This window comes from Streptomyces sp. NPDC031265 (assembly GCF_055570295.1).
In genome coordinates this window covers 349,426-361,276 of record NZ_JBVIHM010000003.1, presented here as the reverse complement: position 1 = coordinate 361,276, position 11,851 = coordinate 349,426, and the positions used below count along the sequence as shown (strand labels likewise).

Sequence of the window (11,851 nt, the reverse complement as noted above, 5' to 3'; positions counted from 1 at the left end):
TTTCAGGCCGATTTGAGAGCATTCAGCTCCTTCAGCTCCACTTCGCTGGGCGGCGGGGTCACCCCCACGCGGTCCGCGGTCCGCAGCGGCCACCCCGTCGCCTCCCGCACCTGGCCGACGGTGACGCCGGGGTGCACCTCGGTAAGGACCAGTTCGGCGGTCTCCGGGTCCGGGCGCAGGACGCCGAGGTCGGTGATGACGGCGACCGGGCCCCGGCCGCGCAGCCCGTGGCGGGCGCGGTCGCCGGGGCCGCTGCCGTGGCCCAGGGTGGTGACGAAGTCGAGGCGCTCGACCAGGGTGCGCGGCGAGTGGCGCAGCGCGATCAGCACCTCGCCGCAGTGCGCGGCGATCTCGGGGGCGCCGCCCGCGCCGGGCAGCCGCCCGCGCGGGCGGCCGGAACCCCGGTCCACCTCGGTCGTGTTGATGTTGGCGTACCGGTCCAGCTGGGCCGCGCCGAGGAACCCGACGTCGATACGGCCGCCCTGGAGCCAGTAGTTGAACATCTCGGCCACCGGGACCAGCGCGTCGGCGGTGTCGGCGAGTTCGCCGTCGCCGATGGAGAGCGGCAGCCGGGACGGCTTGGCGCCGATGGCCCCGGACTCGTAGATCAGGACCAGGCCGGGGTTGTGCACCCGGCGGGCGAGGTTGGCGGCCGTGGACGGCAGTCCGATGCCCACGAAGCACGTCCGCGCGCCCGCGAGGGCCCGCGCCGCGCCCACCTCCATCAGCACGTCGCCGCCGAGGCGGCCCCGGCCCGGCCCTTCGCTCATCCGGTCACACACTCCTTGAGCCACTGCTGGAACACTCCCCGGTCCCGCGAGACGCGGTCCCACTCCCGGTAGTAGTCGTTGTCCCGCTCCGAGTACCCCGCGGCGTACGAGGGATGGGCGCCGCCCGGCACCCAGGCGACGGCGTCGACGACCCAGCCCGGCAGCACCACGCAGCCAGGGCGCGGCTCCAGCACCTCGACGAGTTCCTCGACGGTGACGAGCACCCGCTCGGCCGCCAGGACCGCCTCCTTCTGCACCCCGGCGAGCCCCCACAGCTGGACGTTGCCCTCGCGGTCGGCCTGCTGGGCGTGGATGACCGTGACGTCCGGGTTGACCGCGGCGACCGCCGCCAGCTCCTGCCCGGTGAAGGGACAGTCGATCGTTGACAGCGTTGTCGTGCGGCGTCCCAGATCGCTCCCGCGATAGCCGTTGAGGAGCGCGAACGGCAGCCGCGAGGCGCCCGCCGCATAGCGGTTGGCCATACCCGCGTGGCTGTGCTCGTCCAGCTCCAGCGGCCGCGGCCAGCCGTTCTCGACCGCGTCGCGGAAGCGGTGCAGCGAGCCGACGCCCGGGTTGCCGCCCCAGGAGAACACCAGCTTCCTGGCCAGCCCCGCCCCGATGAGCTGGTCGTAGATCACGTCCGGGGTCATCCGCACCAGAGTGAGATCGGTGATGCCCTGCCGGATGACCTCATGCGCCGCCGCGAACGGAATGAGATGGGTGAACCCCTCCATGGCGACCGTGTCCCCGTCGCGGATCAGGTCGGCCACCGCCTCGCGCAGCCCTCGAATCTCGGCCATTGCTTCCCCCTGCCCTTCGCTTCCCCGTAGCGGTAGGCTCAGTGTTTAGTCAGTGCACTGAGCACCTACCGCCTTCCGAAGCTAACGGGACGAGTCGGGCGGGTCAACACCCTCAGTGTGCTGAACACTTGACCGTACGCGGTTGACCGAAAGCGCTCACTTTTGAGCGGCAGTACGAGAGGAACACGCCGTGTCCGCAGTCGACTTGAGCGGCCACCCCGGACATCTGGCCCGGCGGCTCCAGCAGGTCCACTATCTGCTCTGGAACACCATGGTCTCCGAGCAGACGACCTCCCCCCAGTTCGCCGTCCTCAACACCCTGGTCGCCTCCCCGGGCCTGGACCAGCGGACCGTCGGCGAGCGCGTGGGCCTGGACCGGTCGACCATCGCCGAGGTCATCAGCCGGCTCACCCGGCGCGGCCTGCTGCGCAAGACGCGCGACCCGCGCGACGGACGCCGCTCCCGGCTCGCCGTCACCGACGAGGGCCGCGCCGTGCACCGCGAACTCACCGTCCGCACGGCCCGGATGAACGAGGTCTTCCTCGCCCCGCTGGCCCCCGCCGAACAGACCGTCTTCCTCGACCTGCTGCGCCGGGTCGCGGACGCGGCCGAGGGCCTGGGCGAGGCGACCGAGGAGGCGGCGGCGAGCTGACCGGGCGAGGCGGTCCACGCCGCCGCCCCCTTCGGGCGCCAAGCTGGTCCGGTACGCACGGGACCGCGCCCGACGAAGGAGACCCGCCATGTCCGTCCCCCGCACCGCCCCCGACCGCCCGACCGTCGCCGTCCTCGGCACCGGGATCATGGGCGCCGGCATGGCCCGCAGCCTGCTGCGCGCGGAGCTGCCGGTGCGCGTCTGGAACCGTACGCACGCCAAGGCCGCGCCGCTCGCCGCCGACGGGGCGCATGTCTGCGCGAGCCCCGAGGAGGCGGTGCGCGGCGCGGACGTCGTCCTGACCATGCTGCACGACGGCCCCTCGGTCGCGGAGACGATCGAGGCGGCCTCACCGGGCCTGGCCCCCGGCGCTCTGTGGCTCCAGTGCGCCACGGTCGGCCCGGAGGCGACCGTCGAACTCTCCGCGCGAGCGGCCGAGTTGGGCCTCGCCTATCTCGACGCGCCGGTGGCCGGCACCCGCCTCCCGGCCGAGCAGGGCAAGCTCACCGTCTTCGTCGCCGGTCCGGAAGAGGCCCAGGAGGCCGCCGCGCCCGTCCTGGAGGCGATCGGGCAGCGCACCATCCGGGCGGGCGAGGAGCCGGGCGCGGCCTCCCGGCTGAAGCTGGTCGTCAACGCGTGGGTGATCAACCTGGTGAACAGCGTCGCCGAGTGCCTCAACCTCGCCGAGGCACTTGAGCTCGACCCCAAGGTGTTCCTGGACGCCATGGCGGGCGGGCCGTTGGACAGCGCGTACCTCCAGGGCAAGTCGGCGGCCCTGCTCTCCGGCGACCTCACCCCCAGCTTCGCGCTCTCGACCGCGCTCAAGGACGCACGGCTGATCCTCGACGCGGCCGAGCGCACGGGCGTACGGCTCGACCTGATGACCGCGTCCGCCGCGCGGTTCACGCGGGCGCAGTCGGCGGGGCATGGCGACGAGGACATGATCGCGACGTACTTCGCGGGACGCTGAGCGCTCGGCCGGACGTGTCGTGGTGCGGCTGCGGACCGTGCGTGACTGGTCGCTCCCCCCAAGTTCTCGGCTTCGCTCGAACAGGGGGACCCCCATCGCGGCGGAGCCGCACATGTCACAGCCCCGCGCCCCTGAAGGGCGCCGGGCCGCAGCGAGGCCTCAGTTCCCCTCCCGCCGCAGCGGCGGCTCCTGCGGCGTAGCCCGTACCGGGCCGAACAGCACCGCCTTCGCGATGCGCGGCGCGAACAGCGAGGTCACCGGGGCCGTCAGGAACAGGACTTCACGGAAGGCCGCGCCCACGACCGGGTCGCCGGTGGCGCGCAGTTCGACGCGCTCCACCCGACCGCTCGCTCGGCAAAGGCCAGGCCCCCCAGGCCCCATGGAACGCACCGACCGCACGGCTCCCCCGGACCCCGTACACACACGGACCGGGCCGCCCCCTGGGGGACGGCCCGGCCGCAGACGTAGGGCGATCAGGCGGTGAGGATCGCCGGGTCGCTGACGCCGACCGTGCCGGTCTCCACATGTCCGGCGAACCGGCGCAGGAACGTGGAGCTGGAGCTGGAGACCACCGACACGTCGTACCAGCGCTTGCTCGCCGTCAGGTCGACCGTGTACTTGACGGTGGCGCCCGGCTGGACCGTGAGCGCCTGGGAGGCGCCGCCGTACCCGTTGGTGACCGTGAGGCGCGCGCTCGACGTGCCCGCGTTGGTCAGGGTCAGGTCGAGGTTGCCGGTGGCCGCGTTGTGCCGGGCGGTCACCTCGGGACCCGCGGTCCTGCCGGGGCTGCGGAAGGTGCGCAGGAACCCGTTGGGCCCGAAGACCGTCAGGTCGGTGGTGCCCTTGGAGTACGCGGTGTTCCACGCGTCGGAGAGCGTCTTGCCCGCCTCCGTGGTGTAAGTCCACGGCCCGTCGGTGCGGTTCGGGGAGGTCACGAAGAACTGGGCGCCCGCCGAGGCACCGGCGCCGAAGGTCAGCGTGAACTTGCCGGTGGACACGTTGGCCGAGCCGTCCACGTACGGCGCGTACCGCAGCGGCCGGGTCATCCGCGAGCCCGGCTCCTGCCTCGGCACACTGCCGGTCGTGGGCGGCACCGGCACGAAGTCCGGGTGCCGGTTGTGGTCCGGCGGCACATAGGCGGCGGTGGACGGCAGCGAGGCGGGCGTGGTGACCGACTTGCCGAAGTCGAACGCGGACGTCAGATCGCCGCAGATGGCCCGCCGCCAGGGCGAGATGTTGGGCTCCTGGACGCCGAACCGGCGCTCCATGAAGCGGATGATCGAGGTGTGGTCGAAGGTCTCGGAGCAGCTGTAGCCGCCGGTGGACCAGGGCGACACGACGAGCATCGGGACGCGCTGGCCGAGCCCGTAGGAACCGGCCGCGTAGCTGATGCCACCGGCGTAGTAGTCGGCCGAGGTCGAGACCGTGGACAGGCCCTGACTGGCCGAGGAGGGCGGGAACGGCGGCACGATGTGGTCGAAGAAGCCGTCGTTCTCGTCGTACGTGATGAACAGCGCGGTCTTCGCCCACACATCGGGGTTGGAGGTCAGCGCGTCGAGCACCTGGGAGATGTACCAGGCGCCGTAGTTCGCGGGCCAGTTGGGGTGCTCGGTGAACGCCTCGGGCGCGGCGATCCAGGAGACCTGCGGCAGCTTCCCGGCCTTGACATCGGCCTTGAGGATGTCGAAGAAGCCCTCGCCCGCCTTGGCGTTGGTGCCGGTGCGCGCCTTGTCGTAGAGCGGGTCGCCCGGCTTGGCGTTGCGGTAGTTGTTGAAGTACAGCAGCGAGTTGTCGCCGTAGTTGCCGCGGTAGGCGTCGTTGATCCAGCCCCAGCCGCCGGCCGCGTCCAGGCCGTCGCCGACGTCCTGGTAGATCTTCCAGGACACCCCGGCCTTCTCCAGGCGCTCGGGGTAGGTCGTCCAGCCGTACCCCTTCTCGTCGTTGCCGAGCACGGGCCCGCCACCGGTGCCGTCGTTGCCGGTGTACCCGGTCCACATGTAGTAGCGGTTGGGGTCGGTTGCGCCGATGAACGAGCAGTGGTACGCGTCGCAGATGGTGAAGGCGTCGGCCAGCGCGTAGTGGAACGGGATGTCCTCACGGGTGAGGTACGCCATCGTGGTGGACGTCTTGGCGGGCACCCACTGGTCGTACTTGCCGTTGTTGAACGCCTTGTGGCCGCCGGCCCAGTCGTGGTTGAGGTCCTGGATGAACTGGAGGCCGAGGTTGTCCGCCTTGGGCCGGAACGGCAGCACCTCCTTGCCGCCGCTCTCCTGGTGCCAGACCGACTTGCCGCTGGGGAGCGTGACGGGGCGCGGGTCGCCGAAGCCGCGCACGCCCTTGAGCGAGCCGAAGTAGTGGTCGAAAGAACGGTTCTCCTGCATCAGGACGACGACGTGCTCGACGTCCTGGATGCTGCCGGTGCTGCCCTGCGCCGGGATGGCGGCGGCGCGGGCGATGCTGTCGGACAGCATGGTGAGGGCCGCGGTGCCGCCGGCGAGCTGCATGAACCGGCGCCGATTGAGTTCAGCCATGAGTGAGGTGACCTCTGTAAGGGTGTGGGGACAGAAGCGACTGGAGTGTTCCAAGAACAGCGACGAATACGGAAGACCCAGTGGCGTATCCGTGTCGCGCGGCGGTACAAAAGACGAACAGGCCCCGCCGCGACCGACGGGGCCCGCCCTGCGCACGTACCGGTCCTCATGGGGTCCTAATGGGGCCGACTCGCCTGCCCCGGCCCTTGCTCCTGCCCCTGCTCCTCTTCCGGCTCGTGGCCGTGGCCCGAGCTCTGGATCCGCTTGTACTCCTCGACGGTGGCCTTGGCCACGTGCGAGCCCGGCCCGTAAAGGGACTTGGCGAGCTTGGCGCGCAGCCGCCGGGAGCGGGTGACCTTGCGCCGTACGCCGTTCTCGTCGACCTCCGGGCCCAGTTCGAAGGGCGCGGGCTGCTCGTGCTGCGTGAGCTTGTAGAGCTGGCCCTGGTCGAGCGGCTCGTGCACCTCCACGTACTCGCCGTGCGGCAGCCGCTTGATGATGCCGCTCTCCCGGCCGTGCAGCGCCTTGTCCCGGTCCCGTAGCTGGAGTCCCAGGCAGATGCGCTTGGTGACGATGAAGGTCAGCACCGGTCCGGCGAAGAAGCCGATCCGTACGAACCAGGTGATCGAGTTGATCGAGAGGTGGAAGTGGGTGGCCCACAGGTCGTTGCCACCGCCGACCAGACAGATGAAGTACATGGCCAGCCAGGCCGTACCGAGGCCGGTGCGGACGGGGTGGTTGCGCGGCCGGTCCGCGATGTGGTGCTCGCGCTTGTCCCCGGTGATCCACGCCTCGATGAACGGATAGGCGCCGATCGCGGCGAGCAGCACCGGGAAGAGCGTGAAGGGGATGAGGACGCCGAGGGCGAGCGTATGGCCCCAGGCGTTGATCTCCCAGCCGGGCATCACCCGGATCAGGCCCTCGGAGAAGCCCAGGTACCAGTCGGGTTGGGCGCCGGTCGAGACGAGGTCCGGCCGATAGGGTCCCATCGCCCAGACGGGGTTGATGGTCGCCACCGCACCCATGATCGTCAGCAGCCCGAAGACCAGGAAGAAGAACCCGCCCGCCTTGGCGGTGTAGATGGGCATCAGAGGCGCACCCACGACGTTCTTCTCGGTCCGGCCGGGCCCGGCGAACTGGGTGTGTTTGTGGTAGAAGACCAGGATCAGATGGGTGACGACCAGCCCCAGGATGAGGCCCGGCAGCAGCAGCACATGCGCCGAGTAGAGCCGCGGAATGATGTCGTGCCCGGGGAACTCTCCGCCGAAGAGGAAGAAGGAGATGTACGTACCGATCACCGGGATCGACAGGATGGCGCCGTCGGCGAACCGGATGCCGGTGCCGGAGAGCAGGTCGTCCGGGAGCGAGTAGCCGGTGAGACCGGTGATGAGGGCCGTGAACAGGATGGTCCAGCCGAACAGCCAGTTCAGCTCGCGCGGCTTGCGGTAGGCCCCGGTGAAGAACACACGCATCATGTGCACCAGCAGCCCGGCGCAGAACACCAGCGCGGACCAGTGGTGGACCTGACGTATCAGCAGCCCGCCGCGCACATCGAAGCTGAGGTCGATGGTGGACTCGTAGGCCCTGGTCATCCGCACGCCGCTCAGCGGGGTGTACGAGCCGTTGTAGACGACCTCCACACCGCTCGGCTCGAAGAAGAGCGTCAGATAGATACCGGTGAGAATGAGGACGAGAAAGCTGTAGAGGCAGATCTCGCCGAACATGAAGGACCAGTGGTCCGGGAAGATCTTGCGCATCTGGGTCCTGGCGATCGAGTAGATCCCAAGACGCCCGTCCGCCCAGTCGGCGAGCTTCTCACCCTTCGCCGGCTCGGCCGGTCGCGCTGAGTCCTCGGTGCCGCTCCTGATATCGGTGCTCATGCGTCTCCCCCTCAGGCGTTCCATCCCTCAAGGCCTGTAACAGGGTAGACATCGGAACACCCGGGCCAACAGCCCTTACCCGGCCGCGACTTGAGTGAGTCGGGCCACGCGGTGACGCTGCGTTCCATGCGGGGTCGGCTACGGCGTCCGCCGAGCGCCTCGGATGCGCCCGGCGGACGCCCGCGAGTCAGCCGACGACGGGGGCTTCGCGCGCGACGAGTTCCCAAGTGGGCTCGGACATGGCGGTGGCTGCGGCTGTGGCTGTGGCGTTCAAGTGCTGCTCCCCTGCGAGGTGTTCGGTGGGGTGGGGGTGATGGCGGTGACTGGCGGAGACGTAACAACGGCGGCTCGCGATGGAACGCTCAAGAATACCAACCGAGCGGTTCATTTTGCCAGCGACGACGCAAACTTCATCAGGCCCCAAATGCCACAGAAGCCAAACTAACGGGACCTTCTATCGAGCAGAACCAGGCACAGCGGTCTGATCTGCTCGTCCCCTTCTTCGTCCCTTCTCCCTTCGCTCACTCCGCGACGGGCAGCGCGGCCCGCAGCTCCCGTGGGAGCGGGTACACCCGGGCAAGGGCGGCGATGATCTGATGGGCCACGTCCCGGTCGGCATCCGGGTCGGCCTCTTCGAGGAGCGGCCCCTCCTCGCCCGCGTCCCGGCGCGCGGCAAGAAGCTCGACGAGTTCATCCCGTACGGACTGCTCGTCCACACCCCACGTCCCGGCGTCGGCAAGCTGCTCGTCGACATACCGATGGACCCGCTCCAGGGCGGCCTTGACCGGCCTGCCGCTGAATTCGGCCTTCACCGTGGGCTCGCCGGCCGCCTCCTGCCTCCCGGCGGGCGACGCCAGCAGGGCGACCACGGCGTCCTTCACATCAAGACGGGTCAGGAAGACGCTCACTACGGACATGGACCGTGTGTATCGCATCCGGCTATAGCGAGAGTCGCGGGGGACATCGAGCCGCACGCGCACTGTCCCCAGAAACGCAGAAAACCCCAGATCAACTGGGGGTTTTCGCTGGTGTCCGAGGGGGACTTGAACTCTCCACTCGGGCACCAGCTTCTTACGTAGCTGACCTGCATAAATGCCCGCGTGGAGGCCGTCCAGGGCCTGCCACGGTTGGCCACCCTCACCTGCTGTTCCAGGCTGTTTCGGACCGTTGTTGGTCATGCGTTGGTCACGTGACCATCCCGGTCCGCTCCTTCACACAGCAGGGCCTCCAGGCTGGCTGAGAACCGCTCTACACCGGCCGTGCACGCGCTCGTCAACCTTGACGTTTGCCACGCCCTCAGGACGAAGCTCGTGCAAGTTGGCGTAAGCCACTCGACACCGGAGGCAGCCATGGCACTACGGTTCATCGGGATTGATCCAGACACCGGGCAGCAGGGTTCCCCCACCGTATGGGTGGACGAGGAGAAGGGGGAGCTGGTGCTTCAGGGCTGGAAGCCAGACGAGAAGCTTGAGGCAGAGTGTGCAGCGTTCGAGGTTCCCGGGCACGCTCCGGGCATCCCGCCGCACGAAGCCGTGATTCGGATTCCGGCCCGTATGGTGCCGATGCTCAGGGAGGCGTGCGATGTCGCAGAACGAGCCGGGCTTTAACGAGCTGCTGGCCGCAGCCAAGCACTCGGCTGTGCACCTGGAGCTGCGCGACTCGTACGGCGTGGGTGATGAGGCCGAGGACTTCGAGACCTGGAAGCGTACGGGCCAGCGCGACATCGACCCGGCGTCCACCTACTGGACGCCGTGGGTTGATTTGATTCGCAGCACCGTGGCCCGAGGAGTGACCGTCCGGCGTGCCCGCGTCGTATCGGAACCGGTAACGGATTACATCCGGTACGAGCACGCCGGCACCGTGGTCAACCTTCACGCCGGGGAGCAGGTTCGCTGGCTGCCCAGGCGGCAGGCTTCGGACATCGCGCTTCCCGGAAACGACTGCTGGGTGTTCGACGGAGAGATCGTGCTCTTCAACCATTTCTCCGGTGATGGGAACTGGTCCGAGCCTGGCTGGGAGGTTCGTTCCGAACCCGCCGTGGCACGACTGGCCTCGGCTGCGTTCGAGGCGGTCTGGGAGCGCGGCATCCCGCACGAGAAGTACACGGTCTGACCTGACGGAAAACGAAGAGCCCACTCATGTCTGCGTCCCCCTCGTCCAGCGCCCAGGCCGCCCGTGAAGCCATCGCCGCCCGCCTCGGGGGCCTACGCACAGACGCGGAGCTGACCGGGCATGAGTTGGCTCTTCGGTGTGGCTGGAGTCCCGCGAAGTCGTCCCGCATTGAGCGGGCCAAGACCCCTGCATCGGCCGCCGACATCCGCGCCTGGTGCAAAGCGTGCGGAGCGGAGGACCAGACAGACGACCTGATCGCGGCGAACCGCCAAGCCGACCAGATGTACGTCCACTGGCAAAAGCTGCACCGGCACGGCATGCGCCGGGCGCAGGAGGAGGTTGTCCCTCTCTACGAGCAGACCCGCCACTTCCGCGTGTACTGCTCGAACGTAGTGCCGGGCATGCTCCAGACCGAGGCGTACGCGGCAGCTCTGCTATCGACCATTGCCGCCTTTCAAGGCACCCCTGACGACTCACAGACGGCGGCAGCATCCCGAATCGAGCGCTCACGCGTGCTCCATGACGGCAACCACCGCTTCGCTCTCCTGTTGGAAGAAACGGTGCTCCGCTATCGCATTGGCGACGCTCCCGCCATGGCTGGACAGCTCGGCTACCTGCTAGCCGTCATGGCGCTTCCGAACGTGAGCCTCGGGGTAATCCCTTTCACGGCCCAGCGGCTTGTCTGGCCCTTGGAAGCCTTCTATCTCTTCGACGGCCGCCAAGCGAGCGTGGAGCTGCTCACGGCCGCAGTGAACGTCACGGCGCCCAGCGAGGTTGCCACGTACGCCAAGGCGTTCTCCGAGCTGTCCAAGCTCGCTGTCTACGGTGCACCCGCCCGGGCTCTGATCTCGGATGCGATCACGTCTCTCGGTTAGTTCGCGTGCAAGCTTGTGCAAGACCGTGGCCCGCTCCGTTCCCCGCTTTCTAGGGTCATTCCATCGACTTCGGAAGCGATCGGGAGGGCGCGGCGTGATGAAGACGGAACCGAATCGGTGGCACGAACCAACGGTGACGCCGCCTACGCGGAAGGAACGCCCCTCGCCCCGGCCGGTGGCCGGTTGCCCCGAGTGCGCGCGGCTGGGCCAGCTCCGGAAGGCCGCTGCGATGGAGCGGGACAGCGGCACGATCGCTGACTGCAACATCCTGCTGCGGATGCACGGGACCGGCCACTGATGGACATGCAGACCTGGAGAGACGGCCGAACACGAGCCACTGATGCCGCCGAGTCCATACGGGCCGCCTTGGCCACCCTCGGCATCCCCGAAGCGGCATGGAGTGGCATACGGCCCACGGTCACCTACAACGGCCTCCCGTACGTGCACCTGGGGATGCTCCCCGCCGCCGTGCTGGAGCAGATTGCCGAGGCCATGAGGGTCAGGGAGACTTCCGCGCGCTGAGGGCGGGAGACGGCCTCACCAGGCCGTCAAGCAGATCAGGAGGTGCAGGCACGACTGCCCCCCCCCCCCCGCGACAAGACCGAGGGCGGCGGAGAGAAGTTCCCGCCCCCGCCCGCCGCGCAGCCAGCCCCCAACCGTCGAGAGAGGGAACGTCACTGTGACGACCATGCTGGAATCCCCCGTCGCCTTACGGCACGAGCGGGACCTCGTCAGTCCCGAGCTGTTCGAGAGGGTGTCGGAGTTCTGCGCGGAGCAGTAAGGACACGAGCTGTCCACCGCCCGCCGGATCGTGGACCAGGCCCTTGCCTTCCTCAAGGTCATGGGCGACACCCGCGCGTTCGACATGACCCCGTCCGACACCGTGGACCCCGGATGGCACTCGTTCGTGCTCCACACCCAGGCGTACGCCACGTGGTGCGAGGAACAGTTCGGGTTCTTCCTCGGAGACGAGCCCAAGGCCACCGTCCGCACCCGCCCGCTGATCGGTTCCGTGGTGGACCGCGTCAGGGCCGCCGGGTTCCACGTCGACGACCGGCTGTGGGGCGCGGCGAAGGACTGCAACCCGCCCGCGTGCTGCGGTGACGGCGACGGCTGCTGATCCACTCTCACTGAACGGAAGCGGGGCGGGGGGGGGTGGGGGGGGGGGAACACCACAGCAAAAGGGTTCAAAAACGAACAGCAACGACAAGGGGTCGACCGGAAGAAATCCGGTTCCGGTTTTTGTGCTGTTTTGTACGGT

At 68.9% G+C, this 11,851-nt stretch carries 13 protein-coding genes; 7 read left to right on the top strand and 6 right to left on the bottom strand.

What is annotated here, in order from left to right; genetic code table 11:
* Positions 1–2 precede the first annotated feature (2 nt).
* Positions 3–770, bottom strand: a complete 768-nt coding sequence (locus ACZ499_RS08175) for a CoA-transferase subunit beta (protein ID WP_468673258.1) — start codon at positions 768–770, stop codon at positions 3–5.
* On the bottom strand, positions 767–1,570 hold the full coding sequence (locus ACZ499_RS08170; protein WP_468673257.1) for a CoA transferase subunit A: 804 nt from the start codon (positions 1,568–1,570) through the stop codon (positions 767–769). The genes ACZ499_RS08175 and ACZ499_RS08170 overlap by 4 nt, the downstream gene beginning before the upstream one ends.
* A 190-nt stretch (positions 1,571–1,760) precedes the next feature.
* Between ACZ499_RS08170 and ACZ499_RS08165 the strand changes: the two genes are divergently transcribed.
* Both ACZ499_RS08165 and ACZ499_RS08160 read left to right on the top strand, forming a co-directional pair.
* Positions 1,761–2,222, top strand: a complete 462-nt coding sequence (locus ACZ499_RS08165) for a MarR family winged helix-turn-helix transcriptional regulator (RefSeq protein WP_468407262.1) — start codon at positions 1,761–1,763, stop codon at positions 2,220–2,222.
* An 88-nt stretch (positions 2,223–2,310) separates the two neighbouring features.
* The gene (locus ACZ499_RS08160; RefSeq protein ID WP_468673256.1) at positions 2,311–3,192 is read left to right on the top strand and encodes an NAD(P)-dependent oxidoreductase; all 882 of its coding nucleotides are present in this window, start codon (positions 2,311–2,313) and stop codon (positions 3,190–3,192) included.
* A gap of 159 nt (positions 3,193–3,351) precedes the next feature.
* Here the strand turns inward: ACZ499_RS08160 and ACZ499_RS08155 are convergent, their stop codons facing one another.
* The 4 genes from ACZ499_RS08155 to ACZ499_RS08140 all read right to left on the bottom strand — a co-directional run bounded on the left by ACZ499_RS08155 (position 3,352) and on the right by ACZ499_RS08140 (position 8,520).
* On the bottom strand, positions 3,352–3,531 hold the full coding sequence (locus ACZ499_RS08155) for a hypothetical protein (RefSeq protein ID WP_468673255.1): 180 nt from the start codon (positions 3,529–3,531) through the stop codon (positions 3,352–3,354).
* Positions 3,532–3,665: 134 nt separating this feature from the next.
* Positions 3,666–5,723, bottom strand: a complete 2,058-nt coding sequence (locus tag ACZ499_RS08150; RefSeq protein ID WP_468673254.1) for a phosphocholine-specific phospholipase C — start codon at positions 5,721–5,723, stop codon at positions 3,666–3,668.
* 176 nt (positions 5,724–5,899) lie between these two features.
* Positions 5,900–7,603, bottom strand: coding sequence for a cytochrome bc1 complex cytochrome b subunit (gene qcrB, locus ACZ499_RS08145; RefSeq protein ID WP_468673253.1), 1,704 nt, complete (start codon positions 7,601–7,603; stop codon positions 5,900–5,902).
* 521 nt (positions 7,604–8,124) lie between these two features.
* Entirely contained in the window at positions 8,125–8,520 is a 396-nt protein-coding gene (locus ACZ499_RS08140; RefSeq protein ID WP_468673252.1) for a hypothetical protein, read from the bottom strand.
* A gap of 432 nt (positions 8,521–8,952) precedes the next feature.
* Between ACZ499_RS08140 and ACZ499_RS08135 the strand changes: the two genes are divergently transcribed.
* From ACZ499_RS08135 to ACZ499_RS08115, 5 genes are all read left to right on the top strand, one after another.
* A complete protein-coding gene (locus tag ACZ499_RS08135; RefSeq protein ID WP_399957440.1) occupies positions 8,953–9,210 on the top strand; it encodes a hypothetical protein in 258 nt (85 codons plus the stop codon).
* Positions 9,185–9,715, top strand: a complete 531-nt coding sequence (locus ACZ499_RS08130; RefSeq protein ID WP_468673251.1) for a DUF6879 family protein — start codon at positions 9,185–9,187, stop codon at positions 9,713–9,715. The genes ACZ499_RS08135 and ACZ499_RS08130 overlap by 26 nt, the downstream gene beginning before the upstream one ends.
* Positions 9,716–9,741: 26 nt before the next feature.
* On the top strand, positions 9,742–10,590 hold the full coding sequence (locus tag ACZ499_RS08125) for a helix-turn-helix domain-containing protein (protein WP_468673250.1): 849 nt from the start codon (positions 9,742–9,744) through the stop codon (positions 10,588–10,590).
* Positions 10,591–10,893: 303 nt separating this feature from the next.
* Positions 10,894–11,112, top strand: coding sequence for a hypothetical protein (locus ACZ499_RS08120; protein WP_468673249.1), 219 nt, complete (start codon positions 10,894–10,896; stop codon positions 11,110–11,112).
* Between the two features lie 289 nt (positions 11,113–11,401).
* Complete coding sequence (locus tag ACZ499_RS08115) at positions 11,402–11,710, top strand: glycine-rich domain-containing protein (protein WP_468673248.1); 309 nt, start codon at positions 11,402–11,404, stop codon at positions 11,708–11,710.
* Positions 11,711–11,851: the final 141 nt, after the last annotated feature.

Excerpts from the sequence above, each read along its gene's own strand:
- ACZ499_RS08175 (WP_468673258.1), bottom strand. The coding sequence starts at position 770 with ATGAGCGAAGGGCCGGGCCGGGGCCGCCTCGGCGGCGACGTGCTGATG.
- ACZ499_RS08170 (WP_468673257.1), bottom strand. The coding sequence starts at position 1,570 with ATGGCCGAGATTCGAGGGCTGCGCGAGGCGGTGGCCGACCTGATCCGC.
- ACZ499_RS08160 (WP_468673256.1), top strand. The coding sequence starts at position 2,311 with ATGTCCGTCCCCCGCACCGCCCCCGACCGCCCGACCGTCGCCGTCCTC.
- ACZ499_RS08150 (WP_468673254.1), bottom strand. The coding sequence starts at position 5,723 with ATGGCTGAACTCAATCGGCGCCGGTTCATGCAGCTCGCCGGCGGCACC.
- qcrB (WP_468673253.1), bottom strand. The coding sequence starts at position 7,603 with ATGAGCACCGATATCAGGAGCGGCACCGAGGACTCAGCGCGACCGGCC.
- ACZ499_RS08140 (WP_468673252.1), bottom strand. The coding sequence starts at position 8,520 with ATGTCCGTAGTGAGCGTCTTCCTGACCCGTCTTGATGTGAAGGACGCC.
- ACZ499_RS08135 (WP_399957440.1), top strand. The coding sequence starts at position 8,953 with ATGGCACTACGGTTCATCGGGATTGATCCAGACACCGGGCAGCAGGGT.
- ACZ499_RS08130 (WP_468673251.1), top strand. The coding sequence starts at position 9,185 with ATGTCGCAGAACGAGCCGGGCTTTAACGAGCTGCTGGCCGCAGCCAAG.
- ACZ499_RS08125 (WP_468673250.1), top strand. The coding sequence starts at position 9,742 with ATGTCTGCGTCCCCCTCGTCCAGCGCCCAGGCCGCCCGTGAAGCCATC.
- ACZ499_RS08120 (WP_468673249.1), top strand. The coding sequence starts at position 10,894 with ATGCAGACCTGGAGAGACGGCCGAACACGAGCCACTGATGCCGCCGAG.